This window comes from Chromatiales bacterium (assembly GCA_024234935.1).
GTDB lineage: Bacteria > Pseudomonadota > Gammaproteobacteria > Steroidobacterales.
Genome location: JACKNI010000002.1, coordinates 185,917 through 204,348, shown reverse-complemented (window position 1 = coordinate 204,348; position 18,432 = coordinate 185,917). Strand labels below are relative to the sequence as shown.

Genomic DNA, 18,432 nt, shown 5'->3' with positions numbered 1-18,432 from the left:
CGAGGTGAATGCATGCAGGCACTGTCCCGAATGCTGATGCGCAGCCGCTCTTTCGTTGCTGTCGCTGTCCTGGCTGCGCTGCTGGCGGGTTGCGCACTACCGCTGGCGAGCGAGTCGGAACTCGAAACCGAGTCCGGCAAGCAGTTCGCAAAGATGCGCGCGGAGCTGATGGTGTCGAACGATGCGCAGGTCCGCGCGTATATCAACTGCGTCTCTGCGGCGGTCATCAGGGAACTCGAGCACCCCTACTCAGACAAGAACTGGGATGTTGAGGTCTTCGAGTCCGAAGACATCAACGCCTTTGCGATGCCGGGAGGACATATCGGCGTGTACACCGGGATCCTGAACGTGGCCGAGAACAAGGACCAGCTTGCGACCGTGATCGGCCATGAAGTGGCGCACGTCACGCAGCAGCATGCGCTGAGTCGTGTAAACCGGGAGATGACCACGCAAGCCGGTGTGATCGCGGGCTCGGCAGTGCTGGGCGGCGGGCAGGCCACCGGACAGCTGCTGTCCATGGGCGCACAGCTCGGCCTGAGCTTGCCCTACGGTCGCGCACAGGAAAGCGAGGCCGACGTGGTCGGGCTGAAGTACATGGCAGCGGCCGGCTTCAATCCGCAACAGAGCATCCAGCTCTGGAAGAACATGGCAAAGAAGTCAAAGCTCGGTCCGGCGCCGTTCCTTTCCACGCATCCCTCCGGTGATACTCGTATCCAGGACCTCATCCGGCAGCTGCCCGCGGCCCTCAAGCTGTACAACGACGCGCAGGCAGCCGGGAAGAAACCGGGGTGTCAGCCATGAGGGCGTTTCTTTCCAGGGCGCTGCTGTCCGGTCTCGCGCTTGCTGTCGGCGGCTGCGCGTTGTTCGAGACGCCGGAGTGGGCCTTGAAGAAACCGCCGCCGGTTGCGGTGCCTGCCGAGCAACCGCCGATTGTCAGCAGCCGCTTCACGCTGAGTGAAGGCAGCGATGTCGTTGGCGAGCTGCAGGTGATCGTGGCGCGCCACGAAGACACCTTCGTGGATATCGCGCGTGCCTACGACCTGGGTTTTGATGAACTCGTGGATGCCAACCCCGGTGTCGATGCCTGGCTGCCGGGTGCCGGTACCCGCATCGTGCTGCCGACAGAATTTGTGCTGCCGGATGTGCCTCGCGAAGGTATCGTGCTGAACGTTGGTGCCAAGCGGCTGTTCTATTTTCCCAAACCCGCAGCTGGCCAGCCGCGCGTGGTCATCACTCATCCGGTCGGCATCGGCCGCGAAGGCTGGCAGACGCCGATCGGCACCACCCGGGTGGTGGCCAAGAAGAAGGATCCGGTCTGGACGGTGCCGGCTTCGATCCGCCGGGAGCATGCCGCCGAGGGGAATCCGCTGCCGGCCAGAGTCGGGCCCGGGCCGGACAATCCGCTGGGGGCTTATGCCATGCGTCTCGGTTTCCCCGGTTATCTGATTCATGGCACCAACAAGCCGTCCGGGATCGGCATGCGCGTCAGTCACGGCTGCGTACAGCTGTTCCCCGAAGACATTGAAACGCTGTTTGCGCAGGTTGCAGTCGGCACTCCGGTGCGCATCATCAACGAGCCGCAGTTGCTGGGCTGGCGTGATGGCAATCTCTACCTCGAGGTCCATTCGGCGCTGGAGGATGACCGGCGTGATCTGGCCAGGCGACTTGATGCCCGGATCAGCAAAGAACTCAAACAGGCAGCCCGGCGCACCGGTGTGCAGCAGGTACAGCTCGATCCGGTGCTGCTGGCTGACACGGTGCGCGCGACGCGCGGCTTCCCGGTGCCGCTGCTGCACCCGGCTGCCGATGCGCAGACACTGGCCAACAAGGCGCGGCTGGTGGTGAATGTCGCGACGCCGCCGGCAGAAGAAGCGAGCCCGGCGGAGTCGGCAAAGCAGACGACGGATCGCCATGCTGCCGATCAGTGACGGCAGCAAGGGTCAGGGGCCTGCGATGGCGGCCCTCACCTTCATGACGCTGTTCTGCGCCTGTTTTCTGCTGCAGTTGTATCTGGGGGGTGGCGAGCCGCTCGTGCCGGTCAATCTGGCTTTTGTGCCCGGGTTGCTGTTCGGCGGGGCATCCCTGCCGGAAAACGTTCCGGTGATTCCGCCGCCGGCGACGCTGATCAGTTATATGTTCCTGCACGGCGGCTGGATGCATCTGCTCGGTAACCTGCTTTATCTGTGGGTCTTTGGTCCCAAGCTGGAACGAACGGTGGGGTCGGGCCGCTTCACCGTACTCGTCATCGTCAGTACAGTGGTCGCAGCACTCGCGCAGGCCTGGACCGATCCCTCATCATCTGTGCCGATGGTTGGCGCGAGCGGCGGCGTTTCCGGCATCCTCGGTGCCTACCTGGTATTGCACCCGCGCACCGAGATCAGCGTGATCGTTCCGGTGGTGATCGTCATGCGTGTGGTTTATCTGCCGGCATTCGTCGTGCTGGCCGCATGGTTTCTGTTGCAGCTCCTTTACGCGAACCTGCCTTCATCGGCTGGCGGTGGCATCGCCTTCAGCGCGCACGTGGGCGGATTCGTCGCCGGCCTTGCCCTGGCTCCGTTGCTCGGCCCGCGCTTTTCAGGGTATGCACGTGTCTGATCGTCTGCCGGAACAGATACAAGTCGTTGAATCGCCCACCGGAGAGGAAGCAATTCCACTGCAGCGCGAGACGGTGACTGCCTTTGTGGGTCCTGCACCCCGCGGTCCCGCACATATCCCGGTCGCCATCGGGAGTGTCGCTGAATTTCGCCGGCGCTTCGGTTCACCGGCTGAACACAGCCGGATGGAATGGATACTCGGTCAATACTTCGAGAACGGCGGGCGCATCGCGATCGTGGTGCGGGTGCCGCGCTCCGGCTCACCGAACCGGCTCAGCTTGCCAGGCCCGGGTGGTTCGCTCGACCTCGCTGCCCGCAATCCCGGTCCGCTGGAATACCTCAGGGTCGCGGTGGATTACGACAATGTGCCGGCCGATGATCTCTGGCGATTCAATCTCACCGTGCAGCGGATCCGCTCGCCGTCGAGCCCGCTGGTCGAAGAGCAGGAGATCTGGCGAGGCGTGTCGATCGTGCCGGATGAGAACGGCTATGTCGGCGAAGTGCTCGCCGATTCCGCGCTGCTGCGCCTTTCCGGCGAGCCGCCACGGGCGCGGCCCTTCGTCACACCCGGCGCGAACGGCATCGGGCCAGTCGGCTATGTGTATGCGAGCGGCGACCGGCGCAACAGTGGTGTGCCCACCGATTACGACCTGATCGGTTCGGCGCAGGAGTCGACCGGACTCCATGCACTGAACCTGGTCGCCTTTGTCGATCTCGTCTGCCTGTTGTCCGGGGCGCCGGATACCGATATCGGGCCGGTCGGCCTGTTTGCGGCCGAGCGTTATTGTGCAAAGCGCAACGCGATCCTGTTGCTTGATCCGCCTTCGCACTGGTCGCAGGTTGAGGATGTGGCGCGCAGCCAGCGGAACAGCGCTTTCGCCAGTCCGAACGTGATGACCTACTTCCCGCTGCTGGCCGGGGCGACCACCGATGGCGGGCCATCTCGACCGCTGAGTGCGCTGGGCGCCATCGCCGGGATGCTCGCCGCCCGCGACCGGCTGCCGGAACAGAGTGATTCGCGGCCTGCGGCAGCCGGGGTAGAACCGGAACCGTTTCTGCTGCGATCGCGGGCGCGCCTGGCAGTCGAGCCGGATGCTGAAGATGCGCGCATCCTGGCCCGCAGCGGCGTGAATCTGCTCCGGCCTGCAGCGCCCGGCTTCATTTCCTTTTCGGGCGATGTGACCCTCGCACGCAGCAACAGTACACATCGCGAGTGGCGGCAGCTCAGCGTGCGCCGTCGCGCCGTGATGACTGCCAGCAACATCGCGCACAACACCCGCTGGGCGGCGATCCAGGTCTCGGGTCCGGAGACCTGGCAGGCGGTTGCAGAACAGATCAGCTGTTACCTGTCCGAGTCACAGTCTGCCGGACTGCTGGCCGGCGATACGCCGCGCCGTGCTTTCTATGTGAAGTGCGATCAGGACACCAACGGACGTGGTCACGGGCTGTCCTTTGTCGTCGGCCTGGCGTTGGCGCGTCCCGATGAATTCGTCGCGTTCCGTTTCGAGCACGATGTCAATGACTGTCAGGTCACCGAAATATCCTGGCAGCCGGGTGCAGGCCTGGCCAGCTGACACCGGATTCCCGTGATGATAGCGGGTAGGAGCGGCTTCAGCCGCGACATTCCGGCAAAAGAATCGCGCCTGAAGGCGCTCCCACGGAAGGCGCTCCCACGGAAGGCGCTCCCACGGATGGTGCTCCCACGGAAGGCGCTCCTGCGTTCCGATTCCCGTGATGATGATCACGCAGCCGGTTTCAGTCTGGCGGTATAACCGTTTCATGCCAGCGAGGGGAGAGCCCAGCGCATGTCAGCGGTGAATCGAGAGCCGGAACTGGTGCCGGTGCCAAGTCTGCAGGAATTCTTTCGCGACTCGGTGGATGCGGCGATGGCTTCGAACAAGGTCGCGGTGGATGCGCATACGGCACACTACGTGGTCAATCTGCTGACCATGTTTGTCCGTTCCGAAGCGCTATACGACCAGATGCCGCCAGGCCCGCGTCTGCAGCCGCTGGCGCTCATGCTGGCTGATGCTGCCGGGGCGCCGTCGGGTGACGAGCGCAACATGGCGCTGCGCCGGCTCGGCGATGTCGCGCTGTTTGTGGCCGGCTTCATGGCAGGTTGCCTTGACCGCTCACCGGTTGGCATCAATTACTACGCGCGCATGGGGGGTGGTGCGTACCATTGCCTCGCCGTGTCCCTGCCATCCAGCACGCGCGGGCGGGCGATCGCTCCCGTCTATGCGGAACTCTCGGCACGCTTTGTGGACCTCGTCGACGTACTGACTGAAGTTCGCCATGTGGCTGGATCCAGCCGGGACAGCGATGTGGCTGGATCCAGCCGGGACAGCGATATCCTGCGGCTGTACGATCTCTGGCTGACCACCGGGAGCGAGCGTGCGGCGCGACTGCTGCGGCTGCTCGGTATCGAGCCCAGCCGGCAGGACGGGAGTGCCAGCGAGCACTGAGCGGCCGCAGGTTTCTTGCGAGCGGCTGCGGACTTTGCCCGGGCATGGCCGCTTCCGATAAGCTCGTTGCCGTTGTTTTGTGACAGGAACGCCAGCCAGCGCGATGTGGCACGTTTATATTGTGCGGTGTGCGGACCAGAGTCTGTACACCGGAATTGCGAGGGATCTCGATGCACGCATCGGGCAGCACAATGCCGGGAAGGGCAGTGCCTATACCCGCTCGCGTCGCCCGGTCGAACTGGTGCACTGCGAGTCGGCGGAGGACCGAAGTGCGGCGCTGCGACGTGAGGCGGCAATCAAGCGCATGCCGGTCGGGTTGAAGCGCAGTCTGATTCAGGCCGGCAAGTAGCTGGCAGCAGGGGGGTTGATGTTTCCGGATTCAGTGGTGACGCGGACAGGGCAATTCTGGAAGCTGGCGCTGGCCATGCTTCTGCTGCTGGCCGGGAGTTTTGTGCCCTTGTTCGAGGGCGCCGGGATGTCGTGGACGGTGGGCACCATCCTCGCGGTCGTCGGTTACGCTTTCGGCTGCCTGCATATCCGTTGTCCGGACTGCGGTAACCGCTGGTTCTGGTCGGCTGCGCTGGACGGTGCCCTGTACAAGCCGCTGATGACAGCACCTGCCTGCACCAGTTGCAAGAAGGAATTCGGGGCGGCCCGCTAGGGGCACACCCCGATTGCCGTTATTGCCGTCGCATCAGTTCGTCCAGGGGAAGCCGGTTGATACCGTAAAGACTACCCGGCTGTCATTGGCAAAGGCGTCGTTGTTGACCTGCAGCTCTGAATCCGTGTTGGTATCGACATAGCGCAGATTCAGGTCGAAGTTGCCGACTGTATAACCCAGACCGATTGACCAGTCCGTGTAGTCACCGTCGATGCCGGTCGTTTCAAGGTCACTTTCTGCAGCGTCGGCAACCGCGTCCCAGTAGTCGCCGAAGCTCTGGCCCAAATGCAGGCCCAGTGTCAGGCCGGCCGGCAGATCGAAGCTGGCATTGAGTTCGGTGTACCAGGCGCTGTCACCGGTATCGCCATAGTCGTCGGCATACCAGACCTTGGCATCGAACATCTTGTAGCTGCCGCCCAGATAGGCTTCTCCATAGTCCTCGATCTTCGATCTGGTGTCGGATGAGTTGCTGCCCGGATAGGTGTACCAGACCAGCCCGACATCCCAGCCGATGCCGACCTCCGTTTCGCCGGAAACACCGGCACTGAGATCCAGTTCGAGCGAGCCGTCGTAATCGGAGCCGTAATCAAGGGTGCTCGCCCAGGCGCTGGCATAAAAGCCGTTCTCGTGGGCGTAATCGATGCTGCCCTGGATTGCCGGGTCTTCGGCACTCAGCGAGACACCCCGGAAATCATAGTCGGAGGTCACCGCTGCGGTACCGGTGACTTCCGCCTGGGCCACCGTCACCATGCCAAGGATGACCAGTGCCGGGAAGACTGAAAGACTGCGCATATATTCCCCCTGAAGCGGTGTTTGAAGCAACGCAAAAGGTAGCACGTTCCATGGCAAAAGCGGCAGGCGATCGATGCGCTCCGGGCGTACCGGACAGCTGCCTTTCCCCGGCGGGATGGCTGCGCTATAAAGACCGGAATCTGCAGGGATTCGAAACCGCATCGGGGGAGATCGGACATGTACAGCGCTACACGCCAGACTGGTATTGCACTTGCCATCGCCTTGCTGCTCGGCGCCTGCGGCGGCCCGAAACCCGAGGCCGGCAGCGCTGCGCCGCCGGCAACATCGGCGCCTGCGACTTCCGCGGCAAAGACCGATGCGGAGAAGGTCCTCAACGTCTACAACTGGTCGGACTATATCGACGATGCCGTGATCAAGGAATTCGAGGCGGAGTACGGCATTCACGTCAATTACGATGTGTTCGACTCCAACGAGGTGGTCGAGACCAAGCTGCTGGCCGGCAATACGGGTTACGACATCGTGGTGCCATCGGCTTCGTTTCTCGAGCGGCAGATCACCGCCGGCGTGTTCCAGCCGCTGGACACCACGCTGCTGCCGAACCTGAAGAACCTTGACCCGGACATCACGCGCCGTGTCGCGCTTCACGATCCGGGCAACAAGTATTCGGTCAATTACCTGTGGGGTACTTCCGGCGTGGGCTACAACGTGGACATGATCAGGCAGCGCATGCCGGATGCCCCGGTAGACAGCTGGAAGATGTTCTACGATCCGGCCGTCGTGTCGAAGTTTGCCGACTGCGGTGTCGCGGTTCTGGATGCTCCGTCCGAAGTTGTGGGCACCGTGCTGATCTATCTCGGCAAGGATGCGAACAGCGAGGATCCGGCCGATCTCCAGGCCGCAGAAGACGTGCTGATGAAGATACGACCCTCGATCCGCTATGTGAATTCATCGAAATACATCGACGATCTCGCCAATGGCGAGATCTGTCTGGCGCTCGGCTGGGTGGGCGACGTGCTGCAGGCCCGCGATCGCGCCGAAGAGGCCGGCAAGGGGATCACGATCCGCTACGGTCTGCCCAAAGAGGGCGCAATCATGTTCTTCGACATGCTCGCAATTCCGAAGGATGCAAAGCATCCGCTGAATGCGCACCTGTTCATCGACTTTCTGCTGCGGCCGGAAATCGCGGCCCGCAACTCAAGCTACGTGAACTATGCAAACAGCAATCTGGCCTCATACGGGCTGGTGGACGAGGCAGTCCGCAACGATCCGAGCATCTATCCTTCTGCGGAGGTCAAGACCAGGCTGGTGCCGGATCTGGCCGAAACGCCCGGGTTCACGCGTCTTCTGACGCGATCATGGACGCGCTTCAAGACCGGCCGCTGAAACCGTGCACGAATATGTGCGCCTCGACGGAGTCACCAAGAAGTTTGGCGATTTCGTTGCGGTAAACAACGTCACGCTGAGCATCAATCAGGGCGAAATCTTCTGTCTGCTCGGCGGATCCGGCTGTGGGAAGACAACCCTGCTGCGCATGCTGGCCGGTTTCGATGCGCCGACTTCCGGTTCCATTTTCATCGATGGCCAGGACATGGCCGGCATCCCGGCCTACGAACGTCCGGCCAACATGATGTTCCAGTCGTACGCGCTGTTCCCGCACATGACGGCATGGAAGAACATCGCCTTTGGCCTGGAACAGGAGAAACTCGATCGCGCGGAAATCAGCGAGCGTGTCGGGGCAATACTCGATATCGTCAAGATGACGCCCTATGCGCAGCGCAAGCCGCATCAGCTGTCCGGCGGACAGCGGCAGCGCATCGCGCTGGCACGTTCGCTGGTCAAGCGGCCGAAGCTGCTGTTGCTCGATGAGCCGCTGGGTGCGCTCGACAAGAAGCTGCGCGAGCAGACGCAGTTCGAGCTGCTTGGCATCCAGGAGCGCCTGGGGGTCACCTTTATCGTGGTCACGCACGATCAGGAGGAGGCCATGACACTTGCCACCCGGATCGGTGTGATGAATCGTGGCGAGATCGTCCAGGTCGGCACGCCGCCCGATATCTACGAATTTCCGTCCTCGCGCTTCGTCGCGGATTTCATCGGTTCGGTCAACATGTTCGAGGGGCGGCTGATCGAGGACGAGCCGGACCATGTACGCATCCAGTCCGACGAACTCGGTGGCCATGTGTATGTGGACCATGGCATCAGCGCTGCGCCGAGCGCAACGGTATGGACCGCGATCCGTCCCGAGAAGATCAACATCGGCCGGGAACGACCGCCGTCGGAGGACAATGTCGTACACGGCATCGTCAAGGAGATCGCCTACATGGGCGACATGTCCATGTACCTGGTGCAGATCGACAGCGGGCGGATGATGCGGGTCACGCGCCCGAACATCGTCCGTCAGTCCGAGGACCGGATCAGCTGGGATGAAGCGGTCTGGCTGTCCTGGCATTCATCGAGCGCCATCGTCCTGACGCAATGAGCGATGACCGGCACTATCCCGCACTGAGCGCCCGGCTGGCCAGCGGCCGCGTCGGGCCACTGTGGGCCCTGTTGTTCCGTCTCGCGCCACCGCGCTGGTCCGAGTATGTGCTGACGCACTGGACGGGCAAGAAGCTCGTCATCGCGATGCCATACCTGTGGCTGCTGCTTTTCTTTCTGGTGCCTTTCCTGATCGTTTTCAAGATCTCATTTTCCGAAGCGCGGATCGCGATGCCGCCTTATGCGCCGCTGCTGGAATGGGCCGGGAACCAGGTCGTTGCGATAAAGCTCAATATGGGCAACTACGCGTTCCTGCTGACCGACGATCTGTATGCCACCTCATACCTGTACTCGGTCAGGGTAGCGGCCATATCGGCACTGCTGTGCCTGTTGATCGGCTACCCGATGGCCTACGCGATCGCACGATCCACGCCCACCTGGCGCAGCGTATTCCTGCTGCTGGTAATCCTGCCCTTCTGGACATCCTTCCTGCTGCGCGTCTACGCCTGGATCGGACTTCTGAAGAGCAATGGTGTGATCAACAATGTGCTGATGGCGCTCGGTGTGATCGATACGCCGATCACGATGATGCAGACGGATTTCGCGGTGTATATCGGCATCGTCTATTCGTATCTGCCCTTCATGATCCTGCCGCTCTATGCCAATCTCGAAAAGCACGATCAGACGCTGGTCGAGGCCGCTGCAGATCTCGGTGCGCGGCCCCTGAAGACCTTTCTGCGCGTGACCTTGCCGCTGTCGTTTCCCGGTATCGTCGCGGGCGTGCTGCTGGTGTTCATTCCGGCGGTCGGGGAATACGTCATTCCTTCGCTGCTCGGACGCGCCGACCAGCTGATGATCGGCCGGGTCCTGGCAGATGAGTTCTTTTCCAACCGCGACTGGCCGGTGGCGAGCGCGGTGGCAATCTGCATGCTGATCCTGCTGGTGGCACCGATCATGGTGTTCCAGCGCATCCAGAGCCGCGAGCTGGAGGCGCGACGCTGATGCGCAGCCGTGTGGTGTCCACTTCGGCGCTGCTGATCGGCTTTGCCTTCCTTTACATACCGATCCTCTCGATGGTGGTTTTTTCCTTCAACAATTCCAGGCTGGTCACGGTCTGGGATGCGCAGAATTCGCCGACGCTCAAGTGGTACTACGAGCTGTTCAGCAATGAGCAGATCCTCGGTGCCGCCTGGTTGTCGATCAGGATTGCCGCGATGACGGCAAGCATCGCCGTGGTGCTGGGCACGCTGGCCGGACTGGTGCTCGCGCGTTTCGGGCCGTTCAAGGGGCGGACCCTGCTGTCGGGCATGACTACCGCGCCGCTGGTCATGCCGGAAGTGATCACCGGCCTGTCCATGCTGCTGCTCTTCATCTCGATGGAGCAACTGCTCGGCTGGCCGAAGGGGCGCGGGGTGCTGACCATCACCATCGCCCATGTGACTTTCGCGATGGCCTATGTGACGGTGATCGTGCAATCGCAGCTCGCCGGTTTCGACGATTCGCTGGAAGAGGCAGCAATGGATCTGGGTGCGCGGCCGGCAAAGGTGTTCTTTCGCATCACCTTGCCGCTGATCCTGCCGGCCATCGCTTCGGGCTGGCTGCTGTCGTTCACCCTTTCCTGGGATGACCTGGTGATTTCGCAGTTCGTGGCCGGTCCTGGCTCCAGCACGCTGCCGATGGTGATCTTCTCCAAGATGCGGCTCGGGGTGAGCCCGGACGTCAACGCACTGGCCACCATTCTGGTGCTCTTCGTGGCGATGGGCGTGGTCGGCGGCAGTCTGTGGATGCACCGGCTGGAAAAGAGGCGCGCGCGTGAGAGTCAGCTGGCTGCGTCTGATCTGTGACGCGGACCCGCTGATGCCGGCTCAGTCGCCGGCCAGGAACATCCGGTAGATCGGATTGGCGGTCTCTTCCCGGAACTCGTAGCTGGTGGCGCGCAGGTGAGTCCGGAAGTCCTCCAGTTCCGCATCGGGCACCTGGATACCGGCCAGCACACGGCCAAAATCCGAGCCGGGATTCGTGTAGTGGAACAGGCTGATGTTCCAGCGATTGCCGAGCGCTTTCAGGAAGCCGAGCAGCGCGCCCGGCCGCTCCGGAAACACAAAGTGGTAGAGCCGCTCGTCGCGCAGACCGGGCGCGAGTCCGCCGACCATGTGGCGTACGTGCATCTTGGCCAGCTCGTCGTCGCTGAGATCGACGACCGGATAGCCGCGCTCCTCGAGGCTGGCGATGATCTGCGCCCGCTCTGCGAGCCCGCCAGTCAGTGCCACGCCGACAAAAATATGCGCGCGCGCCTTGTCGGCGTAGCGGTAATTGAATTCGGTGATGTAGCGGCTGCCGATGGTTTCACAGAAATTGCGGAAGCTGCCGGCGCGCTCCGGGATTTCGACCGCCAGCAGTGCTTCGCGGTGCTCGCCGATACCGGCCCGTTCGGCGATGTAGCGCAAGCGGTCGAAATTCACGTTCGCGCCGCTGTTGATCGCGACGAAGGTCCGGCCGGCGCCCGGATTGGCCCCCAGCCAGCGCTTGATGCCGGCTACGGCGAGCGCACCGGCCGGTTCCATGATCGCACGCGTGTCTTCGAAGACATCGCGGATCGCGGCACAGACCTCGTCATTGCTGACCAGAATCACCTCGTCGACGAGTTCCCGGCAGATGCGGAAGGTCTCGTCGCCGACACGGCGGACGGCCACGCCGTCGACGAAGATGCCCACGCTTTCCAGCGTAACCGGATGGCCGGTCTGCAGCGCTGCGTGCAAGGTCGGGGATTCTTCCGGCTCGACGCCGATGATCCGGATGGACGGATACAGTGCCTTCACATACAGCGCGATGCCGCTGATCAGCCCGCCGCCGCCGGCGGGTACGAATATCGCATCGATGGAGCCCTGATGCTGCCGCAGGATCTCCATGCCGATCGTGCCCTGGCCGGCGATCACATCCGGGTCATCGAAGGGATGGACGAAAGTCAGCCCTTCGGCTGCGACAAGCTCCCGGGCCCGCGCGTAGGCATCGTCATAGGTGATCCCGTGCAGCACGACTTCGCCGCCCAGCGCACGCACAGCCTCGCTCTTGATCGTCGGTGTGGTGGTCGGCATGACGATAACGGCGCGGATGCCCATGGTACGGCCGGCCAGCGCCACGCCCTGGCCGTGATTGCCGGCCGAGCTGCAGATCACGCCCGCAGCGCGCTCGGCCGGCGTGAGTTGTGCGAGCTTGTTGTAGGCGCCGCGCAGCTTGAAGGAAAAGACCGGCTGCAGGTCTTCGCGCTTGAGCAGGATCTCGTTGGCGAGCCGGGCAGACAGGCGTGGCGCGGGATCGAGCGGCGTCTCGATCGCAACGTCGTAGACACGCGCTTTCAGTATTCTTTCGAGATATTCCGCCATGGGCCGGCCCTCTTTACTGCAGCACAGGCCTGTACTGCAGGCTGCATGTTAACTAGGGGGAGGAGGCCGGAGCGAGCAAATCCTGCAAACGGCGGGTGAATTGTTCGGTCTTGTAGCCGGGCAGCGTGTGCGGATTCCCTCAACGAGCGCCTTTCACGCCTCCGAGCGCAGAAAGGCGGCTGGCCATGCCGCCCTGCGCGTGGCGAGGCTGCTCGGCTCGCGCTCACTGCCCAGGGGCTGTTGCGCTACACGCTCAAGATCCCATACCGGGATGGCACGACCCACGTCATGTTCGAGCCGCTGGACTTCCTCGCGCGCCTGGCCGCGCGAGGAAGCAGAAACGCCGTGTCTTCTTTCGTGTGCTCATGGCTCTGGCTGCGCTGGTTGAGCAGCGGGATTACCTGTACGAAAGTTTACCCGCAGGTTAACGTAGTGCCAGCGTGCAGGGGTTAATCCAATGATCACCCGACGAGACTTTATGGGAACCAGCCTGGCTACGGCGGCATTACTCGGCGGGCAGAGGGCGTCACGCGCGACAACCGATGCCACCGGCATGACCCTCCAGCAGGCAGCCGCAGCGCTACGCAACGCTAGCGTTTCACCGCTTGAACTCACGCGCGCCTGCCTGGAACGCATCGAAGCGGAGAACCCCCGGCTGAACGCATTCATCACGGTGACGGCCGAGCAGGCTCTCGCGAAGGCGCGTCAACTGGAGAACGAACTCGCGCGCGGCCATTGGCGCGGACCACTGCACGGCATTCCCCTGGCGCTGAAAGACAATATCGATACCGCCGGCGTCAGGACGACGGCGGCTGCAAAGGCCTTCGCAGACAGGGTTCCCGCCACCAATGCCGAGGTGGTCCGTCGCCTGGACGAAGCGGGCGCCGTCGTCCTCGGCAAACTCAACATGGACGAGTGCGCCTACGGTGTCACGTCCGACACCGGCTACTTCGGTGCCGTGCAGAATCCTTGGGCGGCGGGCTACACTGCCGGTGGATCCTCCGGTGGCCCGGCCGCCGCCGTCGCTGCACGACTTTGTTACGGCGCCATCGGCACCGACACCGGTGGCTCGATACGACAGCCGGCCGCCTGGTGCGGCCTGGTGGGCCTGAAGCCCAGCTACGGCCTGGTCAGTGCCCGCGGCGTGATTCCATTGTCCTGGTCACTCGACCACGTCGGCCCGCTGTGCCGCACCGCTGGCGATGCCGCCGTGCTGTTGCAGGCGATTGCCGGCTTCGACCCGGAAGACCCGGCGAGCATCGACTCACCACGAACTGACTACCTGCAGTCCCTGGCCCAGGACACGAAGCGGCTGCGACTCGGCCTGCCACGGCGCATGTACTTCGAGAATCTGGACCCGGAGATCGGCAGCGCGGTATCCGCCGCCATCGACGTCCTCCGCGACCTGACGGCTGGCGTGCAGGACATCGATCTGCCGGACGCCCCCCGGCTGTCGCTGATGTTTGTCGAGGCCAACGCGTACTTCTCGGACGCCCTGAAGGCGTCCCCCGACGGCTTCTCCGCCGGCACGCGCGCCCTGTTCGACATGGGCGGCCGGATCAGCGCCGCCGATTATGCGGGGGCAAAGCAGCGTCTCGAGGTGTCGCGACGGACAGTGCGCAAGGTGTTCAATCACGTCGACGTCATTGTCACGCCCACCACGCCCAATTTGCCCGACAGGCTGGGCGGCGGCAGCGACGCGCCGGCACCACGCGGGCCGCCCCTGTCGGCCCGCAACACGACGCCCTTCAATATCTACGGCCTGCCCACCGTGTCCGTGAACTGCGGCTTCAGCAAGTCGGGGCTACCGATCGGACTGCAGATCAGCGGGCCGGCGCAGGGCGATGCGACGATCCTCGCGCTGGCACACGCGTATCAGCGTCGCACCGACTGGCATACGCGTGTGCCCGGTCAGTGAGCGAGCGCAACCCGGCCGAGCGGCATCGGGCGATGACGTGGGCGCAGCGGCTCAATTGACTTGCAGAATCGGCTATTATTGGGTGTAATCGGGTACGGCATCAGGTATGGAGGCCACCCGATCATGAGGGAACCCAAGCTCACATTAGGCCCCGACCTCGTCAAACTCATCGCTGAAATCGATGAGTTCAAGGGGCGATGGGAAGCCCTCAGGACGCTCTCGCCTGACCGTTTAAGTGCCTTGCGGAAGGTGGCGACCATTGAAAGCGTCGGATCAAGCACGCGTATCGAAGGGGCGAAGCTCTCCGATGCACAGGTCGAGGCGTTGCTGCCGGACATCGCGATCAAGTCCTTCAAGACGCGCGACGAACAAGAGGTAGCTGGATACGCCGAAGCGATGGACCTCGTGTTTGAGGCCTTTGGCGATCTGCGCCTGACCGAAAATCACGTCCGGCAGCTGCACCAGACCTTGCTACGCCACAGCGACAAGGACGAGCGCCATCGCGGTTCCTACAAGACCCTCCCCAATCACGTCGTCGCTTTCGACGCGGACGGGCATGAGATTGGCATCGTGTTTGAAACCGCGACGCCTTTTGATACCCCGCACGAAATGGAGGAGCTCATCGCCTGGACACGAAAAGCAATCGAGGAAGAAGCGTTGCATCCGCTTCTTGTCGCCGCCGTCTTCATCGTGACGTTCCTCGCGATCCATCCTTTTCAAGATGGAAACGGGCGGCTTTCCCGCGTGCTCACCACACTCCTGCTCCTGCGGGCGGGCTATGTCTATGTGCCTTATGCATCGCTGGAGCGGGTGATCGAGGAAAACGAGGACCTCTATTACAAGGCGCTGCGACGGACCCAAGCGACGCTCAGGGGCACTGCGCCCGACTGGGAGCCGTGGACTGGCTTCTTTCTGCGGTGCCTCAAGAAACAAAAAGACAGCCTCGCGGTGCGGCTGGATCGTGAGCGCGCCGCCCAGGAGGGCGAGGCCGAACTGTCCGACTTGTCGCTCAAGGTACTCAAAGCCCTGCGTGCAAAAGAGCGCCTGACCATTGCACAACTCGAAGCAATTACTGGTGCAAATCGCAATACGCTCAAGGTTCGGCTGCGGGAACTGGTGTCAGCGGGGCACGTCCGCCAGCACGGCAAGGCCCGTGCGACCTGGTATTCATTGGGCCAGTCGGTTACCGCAGCACCGTAGCATCGCCCGGTCCGGAAATCTGTACTACGGAGAGGCAGGCGGGGCGAGCAGATCCTGCAAACGGCGGGTGAACTGTTCGGTCTTGTAGCCGGGCAGCGTGTAGATCCAGCCGCCGAGCCGTGCGTTGATGGCTTCCGCTTCCTTGCGCACGGCGTCGATTCCTGGCGCATCGGGACTCGCATGGCGTTCGGCCTGTGCCTGGTCGGTCGAGGCGAGGAAGCTGAAGCGCGTGCCATCGGCCGTACGCCAGGCGCTGGCTTCGACGATCAGGCCGTCAAAGCACGCAAAACGGGCGACCACGGGCTTGCCGGGATCCGCGCCCAGCGCTTCGCGGCCATGCACATCGTCGAGCTGCAAGCCGGCCAGCAGTGCGCCGAGCGTGTTGCCGATGCCCGGATAGCCGGGTTCCCTGCCGGCCGGGATATCGGCCACCGTGAAATCCGCTGCATCTCGTCCGGCCTTTTCCAGTCGCAGGGTACCGTCGCCCGGATGAGTGATCGTCAGCGACTGGATGCGCGTTGCCGGAATATCGACGAGCTGGCGATCCAGCCACTCGCCGGTGGTCTTGCCGGGTCTCAGGCTGCCGGTGACCAGCCAGCTTTGCGCCTCTCCGGTACGACGCACATAGCTCATGTCGCCGCCGGCCTGTGTCTGGCCGATGATGATCTGCACCGGCGTCCGCGTACCACTGATCTCAAGCTGCACGCCGCGGGCTGCTGGCAGGGCAATATCCTCCACGCCGAGGCGGTCGTACAAGGCAGGCGTCGAGGTTTTCTCTTCGACGATGCGCGCCTCGGCGAGCGCCAGCAGGGTCTCGCGGATCCGTCCCACGTCGGCGGGGTAGTCGCGTTCAACGAGTATCCAGCCGGTCTCGCGGCGTTCGAGCGTCGCGATGAGCTGATTGCCGGGTCCGCGCACGACGATCTGCCTGACATCGTTCAGCTGTGCTCTCAGGTCCGGATACAGCAGCTGCTCGTCGCTGCCGCTGTGGCTCCCCGGGCCGGCCACCAGGGCAAGAACCGCCAGCACGAGCAGGGCGGTGAGCAGCAGGATCAGGGTGCGGCGACTCATCGTTGGTGTCCGGCGGCATCCTGCGCGCGCCGCTGCGCCCGGCGCCGGAGCATCACCAGCAGCAGCCCTGCAGCGGTGACGAACAGCGGCACCACGGTGATATTGAGTATCTTCAGCACGCTGCCCAGGCGCTCGATGTCGCGATCCAGGCCGCGTTGAACCTGGCGCAGCTCCTTGCGCAGCTGCAGTCGTCGCGCCTGGAAACGCTCGATCTCGGCCGCCTGCTCCGGCGACAGGATCTGCGCGCCCTGATCGGCGCGGCTGGCCTGAAGTTCACTGAGCTTTGCCTCGGTCTCCTGCAGTTCGGTCTGCAACCGCTGCTCCGCACTGCGGAAGCGCGCTTCGGCTTCACGACGCAGATCCTGGACCCGCGTGAACGGCCGCTGGAAGGTGGCGCGGCTGCGGATGCTGATCAGGTCGCCGCTGCCGAGCAGGTTGTCGAGCGCGTTGATGACGAAATCACCGTTGTTCGCAAATGCCGTGTGTACCCGCTGGCCGAAGAAGTCCTGGCTTTGTACCCAGAGCTGGTCGGCAAGCAGGTCGGTGTCGGCGACCAGCACGACATTGACCGGTTCCGTTGCAGCGGCCAGATGTGTTGCCGGCACCGCAGGGGGACTGCCGGGCGGTGCCGGCAGTCCTTCCGGGAAAGCACTCGGCACCTTGCCGCTGATCCTTGCCGCCAGCACATAGCGTTCGCCGGTGGGCTTGAAATCCGCGCGCAGCATTTCAGGATCGGACATGATCGCCAGCCGATCGACAGGGATCAGCCCCGCGAGTTCGCTGGACTCGACCAGCGGTTGCATGGTCGCCGGTGCGTCCTGGTCGCGGGTGATGTGGCCAGGGAAGGCAAAGGTCATGAGATTGAGGCTGCCGGTGATGATGTCGTCGGGCGACATGTCCGCCGGCTCGATGCCGAGTACACCGAGGTGGCGAACCGGGCGACTGTCGGCACCGAGGCCGACGGTCATCGCATAGCGGTCATCGGCCACGACGTGGGCCTCGTCCATATGGATGCCCCAGGCGCCGGTCAGCCGGTTGAGATTCGAGGCGCGCCTGCCGCCGGAGGGATCAGCGGGATCACCCCGATCGACTTCCGAGTACGGGTCGACGAAGAACAGGGCGCGTCCGCCCCTGAGGACGAACTGGTCGATCGCATACAGGGTTGCATCCGACAGGTCCTTCGGGTGGACGATCATCAGTACCTTGATGTCGTCGGCGATCTCCTCCAGGCCGGGGTCGAGTGTCCGGACATCGAAGAGCTGACGCATCTGCTCGGCGATCACCCAGGGCTGACTGGCCTGCCGTGCCATCGGGTTGAATTCCGCCGTCAGTGGCAGCTCCGACAGCAGGCCGATCACCGGCTTCTTCGGGTTGGCCAGCGTGTAAACCAGCTTGGCCAGATCGTATTCCAGGAAGGCCTCCTTGGCCGGATCCAGAAACGGGATGATGTCGTCGTCGCCCACGCTGTTGGTGCCGGCGACGCCGAGATAGATCGGATCGGCGCTGTTGCCGGCATTGATGGGGCGCAGGCCGAAGCCGCTCGCCCGGTCTTCCTCTTCCGAAAACGGCAGCGGATCGATGACCTGCAGGATCAGTTTGCCGTCCGAGCGGGCCGCAAAGGCCTCGAGCATCTCGCGGACGCGCCCGGCATAGGTGCGGAGTGCCGGAATGTTGGCCGTGGCCTTGTCGGACCAGAACAGGTAGAGGTGTACCGGTTCGGCGATCTTGCCGAGGATCTTGCCGGTACCTTCCGACAGGGTATAGAGCCGGTTCTCGGTGAGGTCCACCTGCACACCACGGAACACGCTGTTGACCAGCGACACGCCCACCACAAAGGCGAGGGCGAGTGCCACCAGCCCCAGCCGGCCAAACAAGGGCGTCCGACGGTCGGCGGTGTGATCCCCGTTCATCG

At 63.5% G+C, this 18,432-nt stretch carries 17 protein-coding genes and 1 pseudogene; 14 read left to right on the top strand and 4 right to left on the bottom strand.

The genetic code is table 11. The annotated features are described in order from the left end of the window. The first annotated feature begins 12 nt into the window (after positions 1 to 12). The 7 genes from H6979_06305 (at position 13) to H6979_06275 (ending at position 5,720) form a co-directional block, all read left to right on the top strand. Positions 13 to 801, top strand: coding sequence for a M48 family metallopeptidase (locus tag H6979_06305; GenBank protein MCP5139449.1), 789 nt, complete (start codon positions 13 to 15; stop codon positions 799 to 801). Beyond that, positions 798 to 1,928, top strand: a complete 1,131-nt coding sequence (locus H6979_06300) for a L,D-transpeptidase family protein (protein ID MCP5139448.1) — start codon at positions 798 to 800, stop codon at positions 1,926 to 1,928. The genes H6979_06305 and H6979_06300 overlap by 4 nt, the downstream gene beginning before the upstream one ends. Next, a complete protein-coding gene (locus tag H6979_06295; GenBank protein MCP5139447.1) occupies positions 1,912 to 2,595 on the top strand; it encodes a rhomboid family intramembrane serine protease in 684 nt (227 codons plus the stop codon). The genes H6979_06300 and H6979_06295 overlap by 17 nt, the downstream gene beginning before the upstream one ends. Next, a complete protein-coding gene (locus H6979_06290; GenBank protein MCP5139446.1) occupies positions 2,588 to 4,168 on the top strand; it encodes a hypothetical protein in 1,581 nt (526 codons plus the stop codon). The genes H6979_06295 and H6979_06290 overlap by 8 nt, the downstream gene beginning before the upstream one ends. Before the next feature lie 231 nt (positions 4,169 to 4,399). Then, the gene (locus H6979_06285; protein MCP5139445.1) at positions 4,400 to 5,059 is read left to right on the top strand and encodes a hypothetical protein; all 660 of its coding nucleotides are present in this window, start codon (positions 4,400 to 4,402) and stop codon (positions 5,057 to 5,059) included. Between the two features lie 103 nt (positions 5,060 to 5,162). Further along, a complete protein-coding gene (locus H6979_06280; GenBank protein ID MCP5139444.1) occupies positions 5,163 to 5,408 on the top strand; it encodes a GIY-YIG nuclease family protein in 246 nt (81 codons plus the stop codon). 18 nt (positions 5,409 to 5,426) lie between these two features. Then, on the top strand, positions 5,427 to 5,720 hold the full coding sequence (locus H6979_06275; GenBank protein ID MCP5139443.1) for a hypothetical protein: 294 nt from the start codon (positions 5,427 to 5,429) through the stop codon (positions 5,718 to 5,720). Between the two features lie 33 nt (positions 5,721 to 5,753). Here the strand turns inward: H6979_06275 and H6979_06270 are convergent, their stop codons facing one another. Continuing rightward, complete coding sequence (locus H6979_06270; GenBank protein ID MCP5139442.1) at positions 5,754 to 6,512, bottom strand: hypothetical protein; 759 nt, start codon at positions 6,510 to 6,512, stop codon at positions 5,754 to 5,756. Positions 6,513 to 6,689: 177 nt separating this feature from the next. Here H6979_06270 and H6979_06265 point away from each other — a divergent pair, with 177 nt between their 5' ends. The 4 genes from H6979_06265 to H6979_06250 are packed head-to-tail and all read left to right on the top strand — an operon-like array spanning position 6,690 to position 10,792. Then, the gene (locus H6979_06265; GenBank protein ID MCP5139441.1) at positions 6,690 to 7,856 is read left to right on the top strand and encodes a polyamine ABC transporter substrate-binding protein; all 1,167 of its coding nucleotides are present in this window, start codon (positions 6,690 to 6,692) and stop codon (positions 7,854 to 7,856) included. 4 nt (positions 7,857 to 7,860) lie between these two features. Continuing rightward, complete coding sequence (gene potA, locus H6979_06260) at positions 7,861 to 8,949, top strand: polyamine ABC transporter ATP-binding protein (protein MCP5139440.1); 1,089 nt, start codon at positions 7,861 to 7,863, stop codon at positions 8,947 to 8,949. Continuing rightward, the gene (locus tag H6979_06255; GenBank protein MCP5139439.1) at positions 8,946 to 9,950 is read left to right on the top strand and encodes an ABC transporter permease subunit; all 1,005 of its coding nucleotides are present in this window, start codon (positions 8,946 to 8,948) and stop codon (positions 9,948 to 9,950) included. The genes potA and H6979_06255 overlap by 4 nt, the downstream gene beginning before the upstream one ends. Continuing rightward, positions 9,950 to 10,792 carry an ABC transporter permease subunit gene (locus H6979_06250; GenBank protein MCP5139438.1) on the top strand — a complete coding sequence of 281 codons (843 nt, stop codon included), beginning with the start codon at positions 9,950 to 9,952 and terminating at the stop codon, positions 10,790 to 10,792. Before H6979_06255 ends, H6979_06250 begins: the two co-directional genes overlap by 1 nt. Positions 10,793 to 10,813: 21 nt before the next feature. Here H6979_06250 and ilvA read toward each other — a convergent pair whose 3' ends face one another. After that, a complete protein-coding gene (gene ilvA / locus H6979_06245; GenBank protein MCP5139437.1) occupies positions 10,814 to 12,331 on the bottom strand; it encodes a threonine ammonia-lyase, biosynthetic in 1,518 nt (505 codons plus the stop codon). Between the two features lie 189 nt (positions 12,332 to 12,520). Between ilvA and H6979_06240 the strand changes: the two are divergent. From H6979_06240 to H6979_06230, 3 genes and pseudogenes are all read left to right on the top strand, one after another. Next, positions 12,521 to 12,658, top strand: a pseudogene (locus H6979_06240) (transposase). Between the two features lie 130 nt (positions 12,659 to 12,788). Beyond that, a complete protein-coding gene (locus H6979_06235) occupies positions 12,789 to 14,249 on the top strand; it encodes an amidase (GenBank protein MCP5139436.1) in 1,461 nt (486 codons plus the stop codon). 123 nt (positions 14,250 to 14,372) lie between these two features. After that, the gene (locus tag H6979_06230; GenBank protein ID MCP5139435.1) at positions 14,373 to 15,449 is read left to right on the top strand and encodes a Fic family protein; all 1,077 of its coding nucleotides are present in this window, start codon (positions 14,373 to 14,375) and stop codon (positions 15,447 to 15,449) included. A 24-nt stretch (positions 15,450 to 15,473) separates the two neighbouring features. Here the strand turns inward: H6979_06230 and H6979_06225 are convergent, their stop codons facing one another. Beyond that, a complete protein-coding gene (locus H6979_06225; protein MCP5139434.1) occupies positions 15,474 to 16,520 on the bottom strand; it encodes a DUF4340 domain-containing protein in 1,047 nt (348 codons plus the stop codon). Then, positions 16,517 to 18,430, bottom strand: a complete 1,914-nt coding sequence (locus tag H6979_06220) for a Gldg family protein (protein MCP5139433.1) — start codon at positions 18,428 to 18,430, stop codon at positions 16,517 to 16,519. Before H6979_06220 ends, H6979_06225 begins: the two co-directional genes overlap by 4 nt. Between the last annotated feature and the right edge of the window lie 2 nt (positions 18,431 to 18,432).